General features: G+C 46.8%; 18 protein-coding genes. 9 read left to right on the top strand and 9 right to left on the bottom strand.

Going from position 1 to position 21,528, the window contains the following annotated elements; all coding sequences use genetic code 11:
- Positions 1-11: 11 nt before the first annotated feature.
- Positions 12-2,804 (bottom strand): toll/interleukin-1 receptor domain-containing protein, encoded by a 2,793-nt coding sequence (locus MIC7113_RS06640; protein ID WP_015181412.1) that lies wholly within the window; start codon positions 2,802-2,804, stop codon positions 12-14.
- Positions 2,805-3,100: 296 nt separating this feature from the next.
- Between MIC7113_RS06640 and MIC7113_RS06635 the strand changes: the two genes are divergently transcribed.
- The 4 genes from MIC7113_RS06635 to MIC7113_RS06620 all read left to right on the top strand — a co-directional run bounded on the left by MIC7113_RS06635 (position 3,101) and on the right by MIC7113_RS06620 (position 6,275).
- Positions 3,101-3,856: a sucrose-phosphate phosphatase gene (locus MIC7113_RS06635; protein WP_015181411.1), complete on the top strand. Its 756-nt coding sequence runs from the start codon at positions 3,101-3,103 to the stop codon at positions 3,854-3,856.
- Between the two features lie 146 nt (positions 3,857-4,002).
- Positions 4,003-4,635 (top strand): Holliday junction branch migration protein RuvA, encoded by a 633-nt coding sequence (gene ruvA, locus MIC7113_RS06630; protein WP_015181410.1) that lies wholly within the window; start codon positions 4,003-4,005, stop codon positions 4,633-4,635.
- A 443-nt stretch (positions 4,636-5,078) separates the two neighbouring features.
- Complete coding sequence (locus MIC7113_RS06625; protein WP_015181409.1) at positions 5,079-5,357, top strand: hypothetical protein; 279 nt, start codon at positions 5,079-5,081, stop codon at positions 5,355-5,357.
- A 6-nt stretch (positions 5,358-5,363) separates the two neighbouring features.
- Positions 5,364-6,275, top strand: coding sequence for an SPFH domain-containing protein (locus tag MIC7113_RS06620; RefSeq protein WP_015181408.1), 912 nt, complete (start codon positions 5,364-5,366; stop codon positions 6,273-6,275).
- Positions 6,276-6,406: 131 nt separating this feature from the next.
- On the opposite strand, the gene MIC7113_RS06615 is transcribed toward MIC7113_RS06620, so the two are convergent.
- Both MIC7113_RS06615 and dapB read right to left on the bottom strand, forming a co-directional pair.
- The gene (locus MIC7113_RS06615; protein ID WP_015181407.1) at positions 6,407-7,102 is read right to left on the bottom strand and encodes a hypothetical protein; all 696 of its coding nucleotides are present in this window, start codon (positions 7,100-7,102) and stop codon (positions 6,407-6,409) included.
- A gap of 9 nt (positions 7,103-7,111) precedes the next feature.
- On the bottom strand, positions 7,112-7,939 hold the full coding sequence (dapB, locus tag MIC7113_RS06610) for a 4-hydroxy-tetrahydrodipicolinate reductase (RefSeq protein WP_015181406.1): 828 nt from the start codon (positions 7,937-7,939) through the stop codon (positions 7,112-7,114).
- A 227-nt stretch (positions 7,940-8,166) separates the two neighbouring features.
- Here dapB and MIC7113_RS33085 point away from each other — a divergent pair, with 227 nt between their 5' ends.
- Positions 8,167-8,613, top strand: a complete 447-nt coding sequence (locus tag MIC7113_RS33085; protein WP_172642227.1) for an SRPBCC family protein — start codon at positions 8,167-8,169, stop codon at positions 8,611-8,613.
- Positions 8,614-9,009: 396 nt separating this feature from the next.
- Here the strand turns inward: MIC7113_RS33085 and MIC7113_RS06600 are convergent, their stop codons facing one another.
- Positions 9,010-10,785 (bottom strand): tetratricopeptide repeat protein, encoded by a 1,776-nt coding sequence (locus tag MIC7113_RS06600; protein ID WP_015181404.1) that lies wholly within the window; start codon positions 10,783-10,785, stop codon positions 9,010-9,012.
- 46 nt (positions 10,786-10,831) lie between these two features.
- On the opposite strand from MIC7113_RS06600, the gene MIC7113_RS06595 reads away from it, so the two are divergent.
- Positions 10,832-11,419 carry a Uma2 family endonuclease gene (locus MIC7113_RS06595; protein WP_015181403.1) on the top strand — a complete coding sequence of 196 codons (588 nt, stop codon included), beginning with the start codon at positions 10,832-10,834 and terminating at the stop codon, positions 11,417-11,419.
- 419 nt (positions 11,420-11,838) lie between these two features.
- Here the strand turns inward: MIC7113_RS06595 and MIC7113_RS06590 are convergent, their stop codons facing one another.
- From MIC7113_RS06590 to hpsJ-B, 5 genes are all read right to left on the bottom strand, one after another.
- Positions 11,839-12,528 carry a response regulator transcription factor gene (locus tag MIC7113_RS06590; protein ID WP_015181401.1) on the bottom strand — a complete coding sequence of 230 codons (690 nt, stop codon included), beginning with the start codon at positions 12,526-12,528 and terminating at the stop codon, positions 11,839-11,841.
- 124 nt (positions 12,529-12,652) lie between these two features.
- Positions 12,653-14,509: a signal recognition particle-docking protein FtsY gene (ftsY, locus tag MIC7113_RS06585; protein ID WP_015181400.1), complete on the bottom strand. Its 1,857-nt coding sequence runs from the start codon at positions 14,507-14,509 to the stop codon at positions 12,653-12,655.
- 139 nt (positions 14,510-14,648) lie between these two features.
- Positions 14,649-15,287: a transcription antitermination factor NusB gene (gene nusB, locus MIC7113_RS06580; protein ID WP_015181399.1), complete on the bottom strand. Its 639-nt coding sequence runs from the start codon at positions 15,285-15,287 to the stop codon at positions 14,649-14,651.
- A 139-nt stretch (positions 15,288-15,426) separates the two neighbouring features.
- Positions 15,427-16,155 carry a DUF502 domain-containing protein gene (locus MIC7113_RS06575; protein ID WP_015181398.1) on the bottom strand — a complete coding sequence of 243 codons (729 nt, stop codon included), beginning with the start codon at positions 16,153-16,155 and terminating at the stop codon, positions 15,427-15,429.
- A 775-nt stretch (positions 16,156-16,930) separates the two neighbouring features.
- Positions 16,931-17,704: a hormogonium polysaccharide biosynthesis protein HpsJ gene (gene hpsJ-B, locus MIC7113_RS06570; protein ID WP_015181397.1), complete on the bottom strand. Its 774-nt coding sequence runs from the start codon at positions 17,702-17,704 to the stop codon at positions 16,931-16,933.
- Positions 17,705-18,064: 360 nt separating this feature from the next.
- Between hpsJ-B and pgl the strand changes: the two genes are divergently transcribed.
- From pgl to MIC7113_RS06555, 3 genes are all read left to right on the top strand, one after another.
- The gene (gene pgl / locus MIC7113_RS06565) at positions 18,065-18,787 is read left to right on the top strand and encodes a 6-phosphogluconolactonase (RefSeq protein WP_015181396.1); all 723 of its coding nucleotides are present in this window, start codon (positions 18,065-18,067) and stop codon (positions 18,785-18,787) included.
- 582 nt (positions 18,788-19,369) lie between these two features.
- Positions 19,370-20,215, top strand: coding sequence for an FHA domain-containing protein (locus MIC7113_RS06560; RefSeq protein ID WP_015181395.1), 846 nt, complete (start codon positions 19,370-19,372; stop codon positions 20,213-20,215).
- A gap of 538 nt (positions 20,216-20,753) precedes the next feature.
- Entirely contained in the window at positions 20,754-21,179 is a 426-nt protein-coding gene (locus MIC7113_RS06555; protein WP_015181394.1) for an FHA domain-containing protein, read from the top strand.
- Positions 21,180-21,528 lie beyond the last annotated feature (349 nt).

Genomic DNA, 21,528 nt, shown 5'->3' with positions numbered 1-21,528 from the left:
AAAGGAGAACGCTACAAAGCCGTGTGCTGAGTCAAACCATCGCAGAGATGGCGATCGCTTTTTTCTAGCTTAGAACTACTAGCCAAATAGTCACGCAACAATTGGCAACCTTGTTCCAGCAGCTTCCCTTCGTCTAAATCTTGACCTTGAGCTTCCAGTCCTTGGAGTCTCTCAAGCGTCCAAAGAATGGCTGTTTTGTCAGCACTGCCTGAAGCTAGCTTCTTCCCATCGGAGCTGAAGTCCACGGCCCGAACCCAATTCTGATGCCCACGCAGCGTGATCAGTAAGTCGCCCTTCCGATTCCACAACTTCACCGCATCATCTTTACCCGCAGAGGCAATTAGCTGGCTATCTGAACTGAAAGCCACATCCCAAACCCAATCTTGATGACCTGTTAAGACTCGATAAGGCGTAGTTTGAAACTCGCCATTTTTATCTCGCTTCCAGAGGATGACCGTTTTGTCGCCACTGGCAGTGGCAATCATCTGCCCATCAGAACTGAGTATGACCGCATTAATCCAAGCCTTATGTCCTTGGAGAGTTTGAAGTAATTTACCCTCCAACGTCCAAATTTTTACCAAAGCGTCACCCCCTACCGAGACAAGGCGATCGCTCTGGGGTGAAAACATCACATCGGTTACCTCAGGACGATGAGCCTCCCAGGAGCGGAGCAATTTCCCATCGTCAAACCGCCAAAGTTTGATGGTTCCATCTGCACTGGCTGAGGCAAGGAGCTTGCCATCAGGGGAAAGACTAATGTTCCTAACGGTCGAAGTATGCCCCTTAAAAGTGCGGAGCGGTTCAGTCATCGTACCTTTAAGAACACCTTGAACGCTCCAAACTTGCACGGTGTTATCGTAACTGGGCGTGACCATCGTCTGACCATCTGGACTAAAACTGACATTCCTCATGCCAGCGCCATACTTCAGATCAGCGAGAAACGTTCCCTGACTGTTCCAAAGTTTTACCGTCTTGTCATCACTAGCCGTACCAATCAGGGTGCTATCGGGAGAGAACCTCACGCCTTTGATACTATAGCGATGTCCTTGAAGAATTTCGATCACGGCTCCCCTGAGACTACGCAGTTTAATCGTTGTATCGGCACTGGCGGTAGCCATGGTTTCACCATCGGGAGAAAATCGCACGTTCTTGACACCGCCGCTATGACCTCGGAAAGTTTGGAGTAAGGTGCCACTACTGCTCCACAGTTTCACTGAGTCATCATCACTAGCCGTGGCAATTTTCTTGCCATCGGGGGAGAAAGTTACACTACTGACCCAATTGGTATGGGACTCAAGGGTTTTGATCAGAGTTCCGTCCACACTCCAGAGCTTGACATCACTGTCACCACTAGCGGAAGCCAGGGTTTGACCATCGGGGGAAAAACTAACTTCCCAGACGCGATCGCGATGTCCCATTAAGGTTTTCAGGGGTTGTCCCTCTCTCGTCCACAGCCTCGCCGTGCGATCACTGCCAGCACTGGTAATCAGCTTGCCATCGGGGCTAAACGCCACGCTGTTGACTTCATTGGTATGGCCTTTTAACGTATTGAGGAGTTTACCCTCTAAACTCCAGAGTTTGATTGTTCCATCCGCACCAGCAGCGGCAATCAGCTTACCATCTGGACTAAAGGCAACACTCCGAAGCCGATCATTATGCTGAAGCGTTCTGAGTAGGCTTCCATCTCTCTTCCAGATTTTGACAGTTTTATCCGCACTGGCGGAGGCAATCCATTGACTGTCGGGGGAGAATGTTACACTCCGAACACTCGCCTGATGATTAAGGCTGTACAGCAACTTGCCATCGTTCCGCCAAAGTTTGACCGTTCCGTCATCACTGGCAGAAGCAATGAGCTGGCGATCAGGGGAAAAACTGACGCTATTGACGGTATCCGTATGCTCTGCGAGACGGTTACGCTCTTGCACACCATAAACTGCATCTCTGAGTACTTCTTGAGTTTGTTGGCGCACTTTCTCTGGCAGATCTTTTACCAATCGTGCTTGTTTAGCAGCTTTCACGCTTTCTAGCAAGGCGCGAAGCTGATCTTCTGTCAGCAGACTGGCTTGAGATAGAGCCGTTAAGGCAATGATTTCCTGTTTTCTAGCGAAGTTTTGTTGAGCAACAGCATCACGACGGCTGGCTTCTGCGAACACTGCCAACACAGCGGTGAAAATCAAACCGAAGACTACAGCGCCTAAAGTTACACCTTGGCGCTTGAACTGGGACTGACCACTGGCGACAATGTATTGGGTTTGCAGGGAGGTTGGTTCCGGGTGTTTTCCAGTACTTTTGGCGACCCATTGTTGAGCTTCTTTTAAGTCGTTCCCGCGTAACAAGAAGCTGAGATCGCGTTTTTTCTTATCCCATTCCAGCGATCGCTGTTGCAAGCGAGTGTGTATTTTTACATGCTCTAAGTCAGTATCGATTGCTGTGAGCAGTTCTTGAAAGGCGCGGTCAAAATCATCACTGTCCCGAAAGAACGTCCAGTTGATGGCGGCTAGGGATGGATGGGTATCTTTGGGGTCAACATTCCGATACAGGATGGGTACCAGTCGTTTGTTGTGAAAAATCGCCTGTTCAATCTCTACGCCACATTCCTGGGAGGCGATCGAATCGGGACTGATCACGAAGATAAAATTATCAGCGGCTACAATCCCCTCAGAAATCTCTTTGCGCCAATCTGCTGTCAGGGGAATATTTTCCCAATCGACCCAAACGTTACGATTCAATTTGACAAACGCTTCATGGAGATTTTTGACAAAGTCCTTGTCTCGACGTGAGTAAGAAATGAAAGCGTCACTCATGTACCCTCTCCTGACCCTGACTACTTATTAAATCTTTAAACTTAAAGGCTTCTTAACTATTTCCCTGGGTAGATTTCAGAATAAGGGATGCTTACCTTTTATTAAACAGCTCTTCTATTTTTCTATCAGAGATATAAGGTTTAAACGAAAAACTAAGAATGATCTCCGACTTGGGATTGGGCACTCAGTTATACCCCTTCTCTGTGAGAGTTCACTTAGGGGGCGTCAGCTAGGCACCCTGAACTATAGGACAATAAGGCTGTAGCGAGTCCGCAGTCGTGATAATAGAGGTTACCGTGACCGCATTTTTATTTATAACCGATTTGGACAATACCTTAGTGGGCGATGATAACGCCCTTAAAGAACTCAAAAAGCAACTTAGTCAGCATCGCCAAGAATATGGCACAAAGATCGTCTATGCAACAGGGCGATCGCGCAGTATTTACCACGACCTGAAGCGTGAGAAGCAACTGTTAGATCCAGATGCTCTGATCGCCGCAGTGGGTACGGAAATTTATGATCATGATGGTCAAGATACCCCCGATCCAGCCTGGTCAGACAAACTGGCTCAAGGTTGGAATCGAGACCTAATCGTGGCAACAGCCGCCCATTATTCTGACTTGGTTCCCCAACCCGACTCAGAACAGCGTCCGTTTAAAGTCAGCTATTATCTAACGGAAGAAGCTGCTGTGGAAGTACTGCCTCAACTGGAATCGCTGCTGGCTGAGCGAGGTCTTGATGTTAAGTTGATCTATAGCGGCAGTAAAGACCTCGACCTTCTGCCCCGCCATGCTGACAAAGGGTTAGCTGTACAGTTTCTGAAGCAAAAGTGGGGATTCGATAGCACACAAACGGTCGTATGTGGCGACTCAGGAAATGACATCGCCTTATTTAGCGTTGGTGAAGAAAGGGGAATTATTGTCGGCAACGCACGACCGGAACTGCGCCAGTGGTACCACAAAAACCCAGCCGATTATCGCTATATGGCTCAGGGGTGCTGTGCGGGTGGTATTCTCGAAGGCTTGCACCACTTCGGATTCTTGAAAACTTAAATAAGAGTTGTAGGCTGAAGGTGGGTTAGGGTTGAAGGTTTGCAGGTTACAGGTTAGAGTGTTCAACCGACGCTACGCCTTACAGACAGGCTAAACCAACGCTTCTGTTAAGGCGTACCATCTTCAAACCTTCAACCCTGTGACTCATGATCAGCTATCTCAAGGGGACTGTCGCAACGATTCAGAAAAGCAGTGGCAATCGCGTCACGCTGATTTTGGACGTGAACCAAATCGGCTATGAATTGCAAATTCCCAAGCGTCTGTCACAGGAACTGCTAGCGGGGTCAGAAGGGATGGTGCAAGTTTTTACCCATTTGCAAATTCGGGAAGACCAACAAATCCTGTATGGGTTTGCCTCGGCAGCGGAACGAGATTTGTTTCGTCAGTTGATTAGTGTGAGTGGAATTGGGGCACAACTTGGGATCGCACTGATTGATACTCTGGGACTACCTAATTTAGTGCAAGCGATCGTGACAGGCAATATCCGCGCCTTAGCCAAAACTCCCGGTGTAGGAAACAAAACGGCTGAACGCATTGCTTTAGAACTGAAAACCAAGCTTGCCGAATGGCGTCAGCTAGCGGGAGTCGCTACACCTGCTTCTGCAACTGGGCCATCCTCAGCCATTCTAGAGGATGTGGAGATGACCCTACTGGCTTTGGGTTATGAAAACAGCGAAATTGGTCAAGCGCTAGAGGCAATTAGCCAGGATACCCTTGTGGCGAAAAGCAGGAATGCGGAAGAGTGGATTAGAAGTGCGATCGCGTGGTTGAGTCAGTAATCTTCAGATTGTTAGCGATCAGCTTGCTTTGAGTGAAACTCTAGGCAAAATTTCTGCATAAGTCCTGGTGAATTCAGAGATATAAGATTATGCAAGTATTTGGCTCAATCGCTAATGAAGGATTTTCTTTAGGCGATCGCCTTCTATGAAACCTGCTGATATGACTCTGTTCTCTATCCGACTGAGTTTTGTCTTCAAACGCTTGATAATTAGCCTTGGGAACAGAGCAACAACAAACTTTACAAAATTATCTGAAAGATATGCGGAATTTGGGTTTTTGAATTTGAGGTTTAACTTATACCAATTCTGTGTAAGGCGCTAGTTTAAGTCGAGCCTCCAATCCTCCTTTAGGAAGAGACGTAAAGGAGAAATTTGTGAACCTGATAAAGTGCCAATACCACAAGAAACAGTATGATTACGCAATGGCACAAGATTGAAACGCCATGAAAACTATCAGCAGATGGATAGTAGTCGGAGTTATCGAACTCATCTTCTGTTTTTGGCTGTTAGGAAATGCCGCTATTTTAGTGAGTTCTCCGAGCAATATCAAGGTTTGGTGGGGCGTGTTCTGTTACCTAGTAGGATTGCTAATTTTACCAGGAGCCTCTCTAGGCTATGTGGGTTCTAAAGTCTATCAAGCAAGACTCCGACAGAAACAGCTAAGAGATGCTTTTCTTGATGATGAAACTTCCCTAATAAAACTTTTAGATTCCAAAAAGTAGGCAACCATGAAAATTTTTAAACGCCGCTTTCTCAGCGTAGCAGGAATTGCTGCGGCAATCGGGATTCTGACATCGGGTTGTGGCGTTATTCCAGGCACTAGCTCTAAGTTGATACCCCCTGGATATGTGGGTCTTAAGGTCGAGCTTTACGGTAAAAACCGGGGAATCCAAAATGCAACTATCAATACGGGTCGCGTCTGGTATAACGGTTACACGGAAGAAATTATCGTTTTTCCCAACCACGTTCAGTACTATATTTTAACGGCTTCGACAGAGGAAGGTTCTGCGACGAATGAGAGTATTACGTTCGGGGTCGGTGGAACCAGTGTCAATGCTGATGTCTCACTTTCGTACTTTTTTAACACTGACAAAATCAAAGACTTCTACGGAAAGTACCTGAAAGATCCAGATCAATTCAAAGCCACCCTAGTACGCAGCGAAACTCGAAATTGTTTTAATCAGTGGGCTACGGGATTAAAACCGGAGGAAATTGTCGGAAATAAACAGGCACAATTACTTAAAGGTGTTCAAACCTGTTTGAACGATAAATTTACTCCTGTTGGAGTTACTTTCGACACGGTTGGCTTTGTTAGTAAGCCCCGGTTTGATAAGTCTATCGAAACCCAAATTACGGCTCGGTTTCAAGCAGAACAGCAGGCAGTCGCCGCTAAAGCTCAGCTAGAAGTTGCTGAAGCTGAAGCGAAACGAAAAATTGCTGAAGCGCGTGGTGATGCTGAAGTGGCTCGTATTCAGGCTGTGACTGTTTCTCCTTTAACCATTCGCTTGCGAGAGCTAGAGTTGCAACAGAAAATGATTGACAAGTGGAATGGCATTTTGCCTGTTTATCAAGGAGGTACAGCGCCCTTTCCTTCGTTTGATCCAAATGCGGGTCGAGCGCCAACTCAACCGAGTAAATAGAAAAAATTCAGGATTAAACTGGTGTAATCACATCGGTTGAATGAGTGATGCGATCGCATTCTGAGATTGCGCGGATTTAGGCGATCGCATCTGTAGGGGTACGATCATATCGTGCCGTTACCCTTATTTTTTTAACGCCTGCGACGCTTATTTTTTCCACGTTTCACTGGTTCTTCCTCCTCTTCAAATTGGCTCAATTTCTGACTGACTTGGGCAAACACATCGGGTTGTAGGTAAGGATAATCACTCACAAAACGGTTCAGACTAGGGATATAAATATCCGTGGTCTTAACAATATTCCTCAAGTCAGGTTGATAGGACAATACCAACATCTCCGCAACTTGACCGGCAGCAATTCCTTTGTGGATGCGCCGCAGAGGAACTTGTACTCGTGTCCCGAATCCGTTTTCGTCCTCCACTTCCACATTGAGGCGTCGTTCCCGGTTTTCAACGATGACTAACTCACCGCTATTATTCACCGTTTCTTCTTTACCAATCAAATCCTCTGTCACATATACATCCACCACTTCACCGCGCCAGAAGCCACTGTATGGGTAGCGGCGAATCTCCATATTACGCATCGTTGCCCAATAAATGGGCCCCCACAGCCAATAAAGCCCAGCAATGATACAGAGTAACAAGATTAAGCCATCGAAACTACTGCCAAAAAACACTCTTAAAAGCGAAACCCCAACGACGGAAATTAAAGAAATTAAGAGTCGTTTTAAGAAATCTGGAAACTTGCCCCAAAAGTAACCATACTGGGGGCCTGTCGCAAGGACGGGAATGATTTGTTCAAACTTCTGGCGGGTGATGGGAACTAGCATAGTTAGCGTTTAGAGGATTTTTTCTAATCCGTAGACAAGGGATTTAAGTTGGGTGACTTTGCGAATGGCGAGAAGCACTCCGGGCATGTAACAAGAGCGGTCTGAGGTATCGTGACGCAGGGTGTAGATTTGACCGGGTGCACCAAAAATTACTTCTTGGTGAGCCAGTAATCCGGGAAGGCGGATACTGTGAATCCGAATATTTTCTTCGGCTACACTTCCTCTAGCACCCGTTAATTTTTCCGTTTCTTTAACAATAGCTGGATTAAATGTTTTTCCTAATTCGGCTAGTAGTTGGGCAGTTTGAATAGCGGTACCGCTAGGGGCATCGGCTTTTTGGTTGTGATGGAGTTCGATAATTTCGACGTGGTCGAAGTATTTGGAGGCTTGAACAGCAGCTTGTTGAAGTAAGACCATGCCAATGGAGAAATTGGGAATCAGTAAGCAGCCAGTGCTGGCTTTTTCCGCAAAATCAGCAAGGTCTTGAATTTGTTCTGGAGACAAACCGGTAGTGCCAACGACGGGGCGAACTCCGTAGGCGAGCGCAGACCGAACATTCTCATAAACGCTATCAGGGTGAGTAAAATCAACCATGACACCCTGTACTTTTTCCTGGGTAGCCAGCACTAAATTCGCTTGTAGATCGTTGAGTACCGGAATTTCCAGAGGGCCGCATCCGATCACTTCACCAATATCTTGACCGATGTATTGGGGGTTGCGCTCGATTGCACCGATTAAGGTCATATCCTCGGCTTGAGCAACCGCCTTAATGACCTCGCGGCCCATTTTGCCACAAGCTCCGTTGACAACGACTGGGATAGGAGATTGATTCGACATAATTTAAGGATATCCTTAGGAACAATCAAGCGAATTTTAGACTATAGTGGGCAGCCAGCGAAGCAAATCGCTCTGAGGCTCATGGGAATTGGGTATTGGGATTAAATCGCTACTTGAGATAAAGGCTAGGATGACTGGTCACTACAAGCATCGTCAACTGTGAAATTGAGAGGCAATTGCAGTACATTTACATATAGGCGTAAAAATGTTTGTGGGAAACAGATCTTTTGGAACGAATTGAGATCGCCGAAACTGTCCCCCTTCCGGTGGCAGCGGTTTGGGAAGCGCACGAGGATGTACAGCTTCTAGAACGCATCGCTCCACCTCTCCTCTCAGTTCGGCTCAAAGAATCTAATATTGTTTGTGGTTTAGGTACTCACTTGCCCCTGAGGTTGGAACTTTTCGGTTTAGGACTGGACTGGCGAGTTCAAATCACCCATTGGGACCCACCGGTCTGTTTTAAAGACGAACAGGTCACTGGCCCTTTCCGTGTCTGGGAACATACCCATCAGTTCATGGCGATTACGGCTGAATCAACCCGCATTGTGGATGCTGTCAAGTTTGAGCTGAATCCTTTGCTCGATAGTACAGTAATTCGCTGGAGTTTAGAGGCAATGATTAAAATGCGGATGCAGAATCTCAAACAAGTACTCAGTAGCCACATTACTCAGTAATCAGGAGCTAGTGCAGCGCGGCAGAAATAACCCACCAGTCCAAAAAGGTTAAAAAACTTATTTAAAATTGCCTCAAAGTTATAAAGGCATCGCTTTAAAAGTCATTATTATCGGGAGAGTAGGAAGAATTTACGCATTTTACGCACTGTCATGAGTCGGTAGATAGGTTGAGTCACTTGACTCTCTCCCAACCTATATCTCTGAGGCTGGGGAGCTTATGCAGAAAATTGGCTACCTCAGAGCAAATTGGGGTTGACTACCCCCTTAATCAGGAAGGATAATCTCCCTCAATGCGATCGCTAAATGGAGACAGGCTTAAAATCCTCAATACTTTCGGCGGCTTATCACCCCATCAGGACTAGCCGCCAGCGCGGCTGATTACCGCTCTTCTAGAAGTCATTTTTTGAGAACCAGGTACAGAGTTTCCAGGTTTTTACGGGTTGCCACTGTGAGGGGATGCTCTGCCCCTAACTTTTGCTCACAAATGTCCAAGGCTTGCACAGATAAGGGTTCGGCTTCGGTGTAGCGCTCCTGAGCATAGTAACTCCATGCCAAATTGTGTAAATTGGTAACCAAATCAGGATGATCTGAGCCAAGGTAGTTTTGCGTGAGCCAGACGCATTGCTCCCACCAAGGGGTGGCTAAGTCATAGAACCCTTGGCTTTGATAAAACCAGGCCAAGCCTTCTAGGGATTGGATTAAATCCTCATGGCTCAAAAATTCTTGTAGTGTTGTAGCGGCTTCTGTTATGTGGGGGACGGCAGAAGTCACAGCCCCAATTAAATCGCGGCTGGGTGAGTCAGGAATTTGCTTGGCTACAGCAATCATTACTTGACAAAATGTTTCTTTTAAGTTCCTGGATTGCTCTAAGCTTTCCAGTTTTTCTTGAAACAACTCACGAATCAGTGGATGCAGTTGATACGTTTCTTCTCCCCTATGTTGCAATAGATTTAGCTGTATTAATTGACTTCTAAATACTTTGAGGTTGGCTAGCAGCGTTGTTATCAGATTTTCAATATTGGCTTGTGAATTATCGGGTGAGATATTCAGTAATTGTCCTAATAAAGCCCCTGGTAGGTATAGCTGACCGTATACACTTTCTACTTGTGTCCAAGAAATAGGAGCTGAGGCAAATATACTAAGCAAACAGCCTAATTCTTGCGCCTCTTGAGCTAAACGTTTCCAACTTAATTCAAAGGCTGCCGTTATACTCAATTGAGCTGTTAAATTATTATCGGTGTTAGCTTCAGGCTGGATGATAGACTCGTGATTAAGGTGCTGTTGCTGCAAGTGTAATTGGTTCTTGGAGGCACGTTCAAGGCGCGATCGCATCTTTTCTAAAGATAAATTCCGCTCTTGTTCTAGATACCGCCCTACTAACTCTATCCCTAACGGTAAATAACCCAGCAATTCACATAGCTGTTGGGCTACCGTTAACCTCTCCCCCTGTCCCTCTCCTTTAAGAGGGGGGACAAATGCGGAAGTTCGATTCGCCTTAACCTTGTGTTTGCTTGGTTTTCGTTTAGAGTCAATTCCAAAAGGCTTGCCCCTGGTATCTTTCACCCGATATTTGCCGATGTGCGATGCTAATAATTCCCAGGCGGCGGGTGGTGATAGAACGTCTAAAGATAGCATCTGTACTGGCTGTTTGAGTTGCAGCCTTGTGGTAATTAGTACCTTAAAACCAGATGAGGATAGTGGTAGGTAGGACTGTATCTGGGAATAGTCAGTGAGATTATCAATAATGATGAGAACCTCCCCATTCCCCTGTTGGGAAGGAGAGACAAGTAGAGATTGCCAGTACTGCCAGCAATACTGAACTTGAGTAGTGGGAGTTAGTTTATCGGGGATGGTGAAATTTGGGAAATGCAACAGCGAAAATTCTACAATCTGCACTCCTAAATCGGAACGGGCAAATAACCAGCAGATACCGCCTGTGTAATGGTTTAAATTAGCCTTGGCGTAGTGAATGGCTAATTCGGTTTTGCCGATGCCACTGATACCCGTGACTGCAACTTGGTCGTGTTCCTGTAATAGTTGGTGTAGGGTTTCGAGTTCCTTGTCGCGCCCGACAAATTGGCTGATTCCACTTTGGGGAATAGTATCGTAAAAGTAGGGTAATGCGGGGCTACTAACGGCTGATGGCGATATGTTTTGGCTATTCTGGCTCATGCGCCCAATCCTTGCGTCTTTATCTAGGCTATCAATTTAATTATTTATGCAACTACAAACACAGAAACGCTCCTACTCTCCAGAAGAATATTTAGAACTTGAGGAAGCGGCTGAATTCAAAAGTGAATACCAAGATGGAGATATCGTTCCTATGACAGGAGGGACAACGAATCACAACAAAATTGCTCTGAATTTTGCTGCTAACTTGAAGTTTGGTTTAAAAGGGCAAAAATACGATATCTATATTGGTGATGTACGGTTATGGATACCTCGTTATCGTCAGTACACTTATCCAGATGTGATGGTAATCCAGGGCCAACCTACCTATACAGGAACGAATACTACGACTGTGATGAATCCATTGCTGATTGCTGAGGTGTTATCGAAGTCTACTAAAAATTACGACCAAGGCGATAAATTTTTGTATTATCGGTCAATTCCTGAGTTGAGGGAATATATTTTAATCGACCAATCTCAATATCATCTGATGCAGTATGTGAAAACGGCTGAGGGGCAATGGCTGTTTACTGAGTTTGAAGCAGAAGATTCGGTATTCTCTCTCCAATCGGTCGATTTTAAAATTGCTTTTAGCGAACTTTACGAAAGGATTAATTTTGCAGAAGGTGAGGATTGAGGCTTCTCAGCCTAAGTGCGATCGCTGTTAACATTTATACAGAAATATTAGGTTGAATGGTGCTGCCATAGCCCCAACCTTGAAAAAAATTCATCCCACAACTACTAACTGCGGGATGAATTACTGATTTACTTAAATTTTTTAGGGCAAGACACCGCTTTGCATCATCATCACAACAAAGATGCCAACACTCGTTGCCACTAAGACAGCACCCAGAGCAATTGATTCACCTAAATGTTTGTTATTTTGTGAAACTTTCATTCTTTATTATCTTTTTTCTAAGGTAATAAATGAACAATATCAGGATTTCCCTGAATTACCTTAGAAAAGTACATCTTTCTTTACAAGATGCAAATTAAATACATATTATGAGGGGTTGTATTACCCCAAATTGTGAAGAAAAGAAACCATGTAACGATTCACTTGGTTAAGCCATGTTCCAAAGCGTAACGAACCAACTCCGTGCGACTGTTGGTTCCCGTTTTGCTAAATAAGCGGCTGACATACTTCTCAACATTGCGGACACTAGTCTCTAAGCGTCGGGCGATTTCTTTATTCATCAATCCTTCTGCCACCAAATCTAAAACACTCTGCTCTCGCGGCGTAAAATCAATGCGAATGGGGGGAGGGGTTTGAGCAATGCCCGGTCTTTGGTCTAACATGGCTCGAATTGTCGCAATTTCCTGAGCAATTTGCTCTAGTTCGGTACTGGTTGATGCCTCTCCAGCATTAGCAGTGCGGCGTCCCAATAAGTTCTCAACAATCGCGACTAATTCATCCGGGTCAAACGGCTTCGGCAAATAGGCATCAACCCCCGCGTGATAACCCTGAATTCGGTCTGAAGTCATCCCTCTGGCGGTGAGAAAGACCACTGGCAGAGTTTTAAACCGGGGGTCATCACGTAACTGTTTCAGAAACTGATACCCATCAACTTTGGGCATCATGACGTCAGAAATCACAAGGTCTGGTGTTTTGCGTTGCAACATCTGCCATGCTTCATCGGCATTACTGGCAACCTGTACATCAAAACCCCCAACTTCTTGTAGGTATTCTTTGACCGATACCCGTACTCCTGGCTCATCATCTACCAGTAACAGTTGTGCTGACATCTATCTTCCTTCGCCGTGACTTCTTTCAATTTAACGGAAATTGCCAGATTCGATGACTGGCAAAGGCTGAGTGGGTCAATCAATAATTTCTGTACTAGCGAAGTCGAGGGGAAATCTGAACCGACTAACCACTGAGTAAAGCTTCAACAAACTCGTAACTAGAGAAAGGACGCAAGTCTTCAATCCCTTCACCCGCACCAATAAATCGAATCGGCAAACCCAATTGCTGCACCACAGCTAAGGCAACGCCTCCTTTCGCCGTGCCATCCAGTTTGGTTAAAACCACACCACTGAGTTTTGCCGCTTGTGAAAAGACTTCCGCCTGACGCAGACCATTTTGACCAAGGGTGGCATCTAGAACCAAGAGAGATTCAACCTGAGTGTCAGGGGCTTTTTTATCAATAATCCGCCGAATTTTCGCGAGTTCCTCCATCAGGTTTTTCTTGTTTTGCAGACGCCCTGCGGTGTCTATTAGGAGTAATTCTGTATTTCGGGCTTGTGCTGCTGTAATGGCATCAAACACCACCGCCGCCGGGTCGGTATTTTTCCCCGGATTCGCAATCACCTCCGTGCCACTGCGTTCTCCCCAAATCTTCACCTGTTCCACCGCTGCCGCCCGGAAGGTATCAGCAGCCCCAATTAAACAGCGATAGCCCGATTTCTGGGCGAGGTGAGCGAGTTTTCCGATGGTTGTAGTCTTACCCGCACCATTCACCCCAGTCATCAACCAAATATTCAGGGTGTCTTTTTCCGGGACAAAAGTCGGGCTATAAGATTCCTGGAGAGGTCGGTCAAGCAAATCACGGATAATTTGCTTAAGATAGGCGAGCGCTTGCTCCGGTGGCAAGACTTCCTCCCGCAATTTTTGTTGCAGGGTATTGATGATATAGTCCGTTGCTTCGACACCGACATCAGCCTGCAACAGCAGTGCCTCAATCTCCATCACGGCGTCTTGATTCAACGGCCCTTGACCAACAATCGCCTTGAGCTGGTTAATTAAGCTGCGGCGGGTTTTATCCAGTCCTTGACGCAGTCGATTGAGCCAACTAATTTCTTCGACGGAAACATCTTCTGGACGACGCCCCTGTGCTGCCAGTACTTGGGCTGACCACATGAACCCTTCATCAAAGGCCAGACCCGAAATGACCTCTCCCTTAACCCTTGTAGTGGTGGCTGGTTCAACCGGCTGAACCGGTACCCTGATCGGTTCAGGTTCTGGCAGTTCAATCGCCGTTTCCTTCAGGCGTTCCAGTCGTGCCTGCCGTTCTGCACTGGAGCGTGCCCAAATGGGTACAGGGGTAGTGGGGGCTGACTCCGTTTCTGCGGCAACTGGGGATAGGGTTTCAGATTCTACGGAAGTTGGGTCTTCGGTAATCGGGGGTACTGCCGATGTTTTTTGCTCAGTGGATGCCACTGTTGTGGGTTCTTCCGTGGAAGGTGGGGCTGACTCAACCGTTACCGATTCGGTGGTGACGGGTATTTCTGCCTCTTCTGCCTCTGAGGCTTCCGCCACAACTGGGGATTCTACGGCTTCAGCTTCTGGTTCTGATTCCGCTATCTCTTCTTGAGATTCAACCGATACCGCATCGGGTGAGGCTTCGGATAAGGTTTCAGCGGTCGGTGCCGTTTCCTCTACTGTTTGGTCAGCCAATTTACCCGTTGTCGGTTCTGCGGCTTCTGTCGTAATTTCTACCTCAGATTCCGCGACAGTCGGTTGTTCGGAAGCAGACTCTTCTTCAGGAATCGCCTCAGCCATTTCTGGGGTAGAGGGTTCCTCCTGAGGTTCTGTTGCCTCCTCTTGCTGCTTTTGAATGTTTTTGTAAGCCGTTTTCGCCCAATTCAGGAGGTCATCATCGGCAACTCCTGATTCTTGCTCCTCAGTGACCTCTTGTTCCTGTTCAACCTGGGGAGTTTCGGTAGAAGTCTCCTCTGAAGACCCGTCGCTATTGCCAAACTGTCGGCGGAACCAATTAAAAACCATTTGACTTTTCTCACACAGCTCGAACCCAGGCAACCCCAGGGGAATTGCCCCTCCACCTTATCCAACTATTTGACGCTCTCTACCGTCAAGTCTAACGACTCTCAAGATAGATGAAATTGCACGTCTAAAATAGACTTTTCTATTGCAGGTGCAGGCGGGCTTCTATTTTCAGACGGTCAGTGACGCGGCGCAACACACCGTTGATAAATCGGTGTCCTTCATCATCGCTGTAGCGCTTAGCCAGTTCCACAGCTTCGTTGATGGCGACGCGATCGGGGATACCCAAGAATGTCATTTCTGCCACAGCAATCCGCAAGATGTCTCGGTCAATATGTGCCAGACGGTTCAGTTGCCAATCTTGCAGGGCTTGGGTCAAGCTTTGATCAATCTCGGTTTGTCTACGATTGATCGTTTTGAGGATTTCTAAGGCGTAAGTGCGGACTTCATGCTGATTCGTGAGCTGAACCACTTCTGGAATTTCAACCGCTGTTCCCAATCGGTTGATGGCTTTCTGGGCTAGATCAATGGCATCCGCCACCATGGCTTTAGCACTAAGCACATCGCTAGCACGAGTTTCACTCGTCAGGAGGCGATCGCTCCCTCTTTGGAGTTCAGCCGCTGCGGTTTCTAATGCTTCTTGAATTTCTCCGGTCAGGGTGCGGACGGCGGCTAAGACGAGATTATTCATCTGCTGAGCATCGAGTTTATCTGGCGTACTCGGCATTTGTGAGAGGCTCAACAGAGCCAGTTCGCGGGCTATTCGGCGGGGTTGAAGCATGGTTAGCGTCGGGGGTAGGGTAAGGTTATAGAGATTTATACACAGATTTGAGATAGGGATTTAGAAGTAATTTCTTTGGCGTCGTCGCTATCGTAGTTCACCGCGTTAATTCTGACCATTACAGGCTCTTGAATGGAAATTAAATCTCTTCTGTGGGTAATGCCTGCCGCCTTAACTCAGGCAAGGGTTGCTCTAGTGGTTTTTGGGCATAAGTTGCTTTAGGAGAAATGGCTAACGAGGATGGGGAGGGACTGACAATTCCACCGGAAATGACGACCTTGAAGGCATCTTCAATGGACATGGAAAGATTAATTACTTCGTCTTCTGGAACAATGGCATACCATCCAGTTGTGGGATTAGGGGTTGTGGGGATAAAAATACTCAACATGGGACGAGCCATCTGAGATTGAATCTCACTGCTCATCACGCCCGTCACAAAAGCCAGTGCCCACATTCCTTGTCGGGGATACTCAACTAAAATGACACGCCGGAACTTTCCATTCGTATCTTTTAAAAGCGTTTCCAACAACTGTTTCAATGTTTTATAGACCGCCCCGGCTAAGGGAATCGCCTGTAAAACCCGCTCCCCCAAATCCAGCAACCACCGCCCTGCAATATTACGTGCCATTAAGCCAATCAGCAAAATACACAGCAGGGGCACGGTCAATCCCACCAGCAAATTTAGCAGATTGACCAATATAGGGTGGAGGTTATCATAGGGGTTGATTTGCTTGGGAATACGAGTGAGAAACTCAATCACCCAACTGGCGATCGTGATGGTCAGCCAGATGGTCGTAGCCAGAGGAATTACGACCAGAAGACCTGCAATCAGGTCATTCTTCAAGTCCTGCTTTAAGCGTTGGATCACAGATCACCGACTCTCCTGACAATGGCTCTTTAATTTTTGTCGTTACCGCCTCAATCACTGGTTTGAGTGGAACACAACATTGGAAACCTTAACGAAACGAACAGCAAGCCCTATATGGACTGCACAGTACGCGAACTTAGCAGATAAACCCGCTTTTTATGAGGGTCTGTTCCTGCCAAACCACGCTTAGCTGCTCCCAGTGAAGCAGTGTTCGTAGCAGAGGGTTCCATTCCTATTTGTAAGGCTTGTAAAGAATTGTTGCAAGTATCGACATTTGTGTTGAGATTCCGAACCCTCCACGTTTCGTTCTGATTTCAGAGGCCGAATACGTGATCTAGGGGGTAAGCGCCACAAATTGGACACCGAACGCAAGCCTGAAAATTTTTCCAAATAAGTGGTATCACTGAAAACATTTTAACAGAGAGAGCATCTAGCGTTAGGCAGAGACAATCCACAGGAAAAGAGACTATTCCACGCCAAACAGGGACTGCCCAACGTTCCATAGGATTGATTAGGGTAAAATACCCACCACTCCAATAAATCCTTAAAAACCAGAGCTGAGCTATTTCTCGGATTCTCTGGTCTTCTGCCTCATTTGGGTTTCTATAGATTTGGGCTGATATCTTTGGATAGATTTGAGGACTCCTTTCCAGCCAAGAAAAGAGGGGAAATGATTGATCGCTCTAAGAGCTTAGTAAGTTTTAATCTGCTGTCTCCCATCCACTGGGTTTTACAGCATTTTGCCGTAGTAGGAACACCGATGAGGCAGCCGTTTCTACCTGCCTGCGTTTCGTAATCCTGACCAACCTATGGTGATGTAGCCGATCGCCAATAGCAAACTGCTCAAACCCGTCCTTAAAGCAGACTTCATCGCTCCAGTCTTGGTCTGATTTTCTAAATCTTGCTTTTCTTTAATGATTTTGGCTTTCGCGGCATCAACTTCTTGACTAATCGCTTTCGTCGGATTTTGCGTAATAGTCTGTAAGAGTTGTTGGTAAGCCTTTGCCTGAGGCTGCTGTTCGGCTGGAACTCGACCACTCTCAAGCGCTTGGTTTAACTCTGTAAGCTGTTGTTTGAGCTGTGCCAGTCCTTTGGGATCTTTAACAAGGGCACCAATTTGCTGTGCTCGGCCTTCAATTTGAGATTGAGCGAGAGTGACTCGATCATTGAGCTGCTTGAGTTCAGCATCGCTTTGCTGAACTACATTGTTGATGTGCAGTGGCAACACCAAAAGAAAAATGAGTCCCAATAGGCTGGAAAGCAAAAGCGCCCAAAATCTTAAGTCTTGTACCAGCGATCTTCCTTCTGACGCAGGTGCACCCATGCTGCTTTCCAACCAATAACCTAGTAGCAAAAAGGCGATCCCGACCATCGGCAAGATCCCCCGGTCCACCAATTGACCTACATAGGCTAGCTGCCAAGCCCTCTGTCCCGCATTCAAAGGAATGGCTAGAAAGATGTAATCCACCAAGGAAGACACAATCATAATCAGTCCGACAACCTTGAGGGCTAGAGCTGTGAAGGGGGAATAGACAGGACTACTTTTCATCGGTTATGTCTCTTAAGAACTGTGTAAGCCATTTACAAATTTACTCTCGCAAGCTGTCCTAAACCTACCCCTTTTCACCTACGCAGGAAGATCCGATCCAGAAGCAGCAAGGATGGCTCAACGATAGGGACTTGCTCATGTTAACGCATGGAATTGGAGAAGCTTGTGGGGAGACTCCAAGCCCTCGCGTGAACTTCTCCAGAACAAAATAACACCTTCAATTTACCGATTTCTCGTCGGCTTTGTGGTAGTGTCATTTTCGCATTAGCCTCATAGTGGTAGTCTACTGTAGCGTATTGCGAGGCAAAATTAACGCCAGAACCCCTATTGAGAACGACAAAGTCACAAACGTAGGAGTTTATGAACAAGACGGTTGAAGTTTTACCCGACAAAGAGGCACTCATTGCGCGATCGCTCGAAGTTGTCCTCTCCCAAATGCAAGCTGCCATCTCCGAACGGGGTCAGTGTACGATCGCCCTTGCTGGGGGTGGCACACCGAAGCCTTTATATGAAGCGATCGCTAGCCTTGACCTCCCCTGGGATAAAATCCATGTCTTCTGGGGTGATGAACGCTATGTACCTGCTGACCACCCCGATAGCAATCAACGAATGGCACGTCATGCCTGGTTAGACAAAGTCGATATCCCTGCGGCTAACATTCATCCCATGTCCACAGATGGCGAGAGTCCAGCCGCTGACGCTCAGAAGCACGATGACTATCTGCGTGAGTTCTTCAAGGTAGCTGTAGGGGAGTTTCCCCATTTGGATATCATTTTGTTAGGCATCGGCGACGACGCCCATACGGCTTCCCTGTTTCCTCATACCGATGCGCTGCAAATGACAGACCGTCTCGTTACGGTCGGGAACAAAGATGGTCAGCCTCGCATCACCTTTACCGCACCCCTGATCAACCATGCTCATTGCGTGATTTTTTTAGTGGCAGGTGCCAGTAAACAACCTGCTCTAGCTCAGATATTTGCCGATGAGGCCGATGCCATGACCTACCCAGCGCGGCTGATCAAACCCCAAGGAGAACTGTGGTGGCTTTTAGATGAGGCAGCAGGTCAAAAATTGAAAAAATAGGATTTTTTTCAGTTAATAGTTTATAAACTATTACTGCCTATTGTGCTTCCGGATTCCGTCACCAGGCTCTTGACAGACCCGTTAGGTTGGATGATGTTCGCTCTCTAAAGTGGTTAGACCTAGTTTAGTGGGACATTAGCTCAATGAAGGGTACTCAGGGATTTGCTATTATCAGACAGGTTGCAATACCCCGTCTCCTAAAGCGTAGGGCGACATCATACAAAATGTAGCGTCTCTCGCATCCGAGAAGACTTGCATAGAGACCTATATGTGTCGAGAACCAGCGTTATCCTCGCTAGGGGAACCAACGGAGTACCAACATCAAAAAAAGCATTAGTGGCGCGTTAGCGTCGCTTCGCTAAGATAAACAGTACCTAAAGGCATTAGGGAACTGGAGCCAAAAGCTCGAACGCTCAGAACTCCACCTCTGGCTGGCGACTGCGAGAGTAGTGTCAATGAATCTGGACTGGATGAACTGAGAACCGACTAAGGGAAACTGAGGTTGGGAATCCCTCGCTAAAAGCGTTTAGCGGCGGGAGCATGTCAAATAGGGAGGATCAATACTGGCGGCAAGGAGGTTCTATGATTGTCTGCCCTAACTGCAATCACCAAAATCCAGATGGAGCAACCCAATGTGAAGCTTGCTATACCCCGTTACCCGCAACTACGACTTGTCCGAACTGTGGTTCTACTGTTCAGACAGATGCTAGCTTCTGCGGTCAGTGTGGGTTTAATCTGCTGAATGCAGGTGACCCGATAGAGGCAGCCATGACATCTGCTCCTAACTCAATTCCTGATATACCGAACTTGGTGCCCCCGGAACCCCTTGTTGCACCAGAACCTGTGTCTATCAGTTCTCAACAGCCTGAGGTGGAACCGAGTTATACGAATCCACCTATTTCTAATCCAGTCACCCCACTTCCTGCTACCGTTGTCAGTCAACCAAGTAGCGCGGAGGTCGAAAACGAGAGTTCTCCTGATCCAGGAACTCTACCCCCGTTTCCTGTTGTGGGTCAATCGGAAACGTCAGCCAAAACACCCAGTAGCACAACCCCACCCCCGATTTCTACTCCTGGCGCTGCCAGAACTCAATTACAGATCCAATCGGCAAATTTGCTGCACGTCCAAACGAATGTGAAGTTTGAGTTGCCGCCTAATCTCTCCGTGGTTCATGTGGGTAAGCCCAATGACCAGATTCCACCGGATATTGACGTTTCTGGTCTTCCTAACTCTGAGATTGTTTCTCGGGTTCATGCCGATATCCGGGTCGAGGGCGACATTTACTACATTGAGGATGTGGGAAGCTCTAACGGCACTTATATCAACCATACTCCCCTTCTTCCGGGAAATCGACATCGATTGCGCTCAGGCGATCGCATTAGTTTGGGGAAAGGTGACCAAGTGACATTTTTGTTCCAAAGCACTTGATGGTTAGCTCTCTCAGGGTCTGTGAATTGCTCTAAACCAGCTCACCTAAGAATAAGGGGTGAGGGGTCAAAGCAAATTGCAGACCGGATTTTTAAGTGGTAGCCTTAGAGTGATAGTTTAGTCAAGATGGCACTCCCGCGAGTTGCCAATTTTTAGGAGTCGGATGGGCGACTTCCATAATGTGCAGGCTAACTGTACAGGCCAAAGAGGTAACTAGCGATGGGTAGTAATAATTTATATTGAGCTAGCAGCCTCCCTTGACTTATTAGATAATTCAATTATGAAGACTATGACGTTAACACTTTGCCTCTCGTTTTCTTTGCTAAAGCAGTCGAAAGACCGAAGTGTTGAACGCTCAATAGTCGTTAGCGAAAATAAGTGGAGTGAATTCATAACTTTATGAGTTTGGATTCCCTGGAACTTACTTAAGCAAAGGCGTCAGTTGATTCTCCAAGGAAACTCCCGCTCCTAGCAAGGCGGGGGGAGTCTAAAGAGTCAAGAGGCCGCAAGGCGAAAGTCTTTGAAAGATGTAATATCGGTGATTACTCTGACCCTGCTGCATCCTCTCCAGTCCGTGCCTGTTCAAAGTTGGACCTTTGAACCCGAATCTGTAATTCGGATTGGGCGCTCGACAGATAATGAAGTCATTTTGTACAGTGCTGTGGTTTCTCGGCATCACGTAGAGATACGGCGCAATGGTTTAAGTTGGGAAATTGTCAGTTTAGGTGCGAATGGAACCTATATCGATGGCAAGCGCATTACCCAAATGCCAGTCGTAGATGGGATGATCATTCGTCTAGCTAGCTCAGGACCGAAAATTCAGATTCATCTTGAAGGCGAAAGTTCTAAGTCAAAGCTCAAAGCGGCTTTAGGGCAGCGCTCATCGTCCAAGATCAAAGGGATAGATATCTCCAAAGAAACGTTCGTCAACTCCAAAAGCACGCATTCAGAGGAGGGGAACTAACCTCACAGGAGGTGGTCTTGGCGAGCAAAAGACGAAATAACCTATTATGTAGACGTTTAGGGTGTGTTAGGCATTCCCCAGACCTGATTGGCACCCTAGGTATGGCTATCTAGGGTTAGGCAAAAAGATTCTTAAATTATTAAAAAAATTAACTTCTCTAGTAACTCTACGAGCAGGGTGCTTCCGAAAGCACCCTGCTTAATTTTTGGGCGACTGGTATCCTAATGATTAAAATTCTCCCTTAGCCCCTGATAGAATCTCATTTTGTCAAAAATTAATCAATTTTTGGCGTAAAGTCCCGATAAAAGACTGATAACACAATAAGTACCGCCGACAAACAGACGGATGT

It is taken from the genome of Allocoleopsis franciscana PCC 7113, from assembly GCF_000317515.1.
GTDB lineage: Bacteria > Cyanobacteriota > Cyanobacteriia > Cyanobacteriales > Coleofasciculaceae > Allocoleopsis > Allocoleopsis franciscana.
Note: the sequence above shows the minus strand (reverse complement) of the source record. Positions and strands in the feature narration are given on the sequence as shown.

Coding starts and splice junctions, on each gene's coding strand:
- MIC7113_RS06640 (WP_015181412.1), bottom strand. CDS start 2,804: ATGAGTGACGCTTTCATTTCTTACTCACGTCGAGACAAGGACTTTGTC.
- ruvA (WP_015181410.1), top strand. CDS start 4,003: ATGATCAGCTATCTCAAGGGGACTGTCGCAACGATTCAGAAAAGCAGT.
- MIC7113_RS06625 (WP_015181409.1), top strand. CDS start 5,079: ATGAAAACTATCAGCAGATGGATAGTAGTCGGAGTTATCGAACTCATC.
- MIC7113_RS06620 (WP_015181408.1), top strand. CDS start 5,364: ATGAAAATTTTTAAACGCCGCTTTCTCAGCGTAGCAGGAATTGCTGCG.
- MIC7113_RS06615 (WP_015181407.1), bottom strand. CDS start 7,102: ATGCTAGTTCCCATCACCCGCCAGAAGTTTGAACAAATCATTCCCGTC.
- dapB (WP_015181406.1), bottom strand. CDS start 7,939: ATGTCGAATCAATCTCCTATCCCAGTCGTTGTCAACGGAGCTTGTGGC.
- MIC7113_RS06600 (WP_015181404.1), bottom strand. CDS start 10,785: ATGAGCCAGAATAGCCAAAACATATCGCCATCAGCCGTTAGTAGCCCC.
- MIC7113_RS06595 (WP_015181403.1), top strand. CDS start 10,832: ATGCAACTACAAACACAGAAACGCTCCTACTCTCCAGAAGAATATTTA.
- MIC7113_RS06590 (WP_015181401.1), bottom strand. CDS start 12,528: ATGTCAGCACAACTGTTACTGGTAGATGATGAGCCAGGAGTACGGGTA.
- ftsY (WP_015181400.1), bottom strand. CDS start 14,509: ATGGTTTTTAATTGGTTCCGCCGACAGTTTGGCAATAGCGACGGGTCT.
- nusB (WP_015181399.1), bottom strand. CDS start 15,287: ATGCTTCAACCCCGCCGAATAGCCCGCGAACTGGCTCTGTTGAGCCTC.
- hpsJ-B (WP_015181397.1), bottom strand. CDS start 17,704: ATGAAAAGTAGTCCTGTCTATTCCCCCTTCACAGCTCTAGCCCTCAAG.
- pgl (WP_015181396.1), top strand. CDS start 18,065: ATGAACAAGACGGTTGAAGTTTTACCCGACAAAGAGGCACTCATTGCG.
- MIC7113_RS06560 (WP_015181395.1), top strand. CDS start 19,370: ATGATTGTCTGCCCTAACTGCAATCACCAAAATCCAGATGGAGCAACC.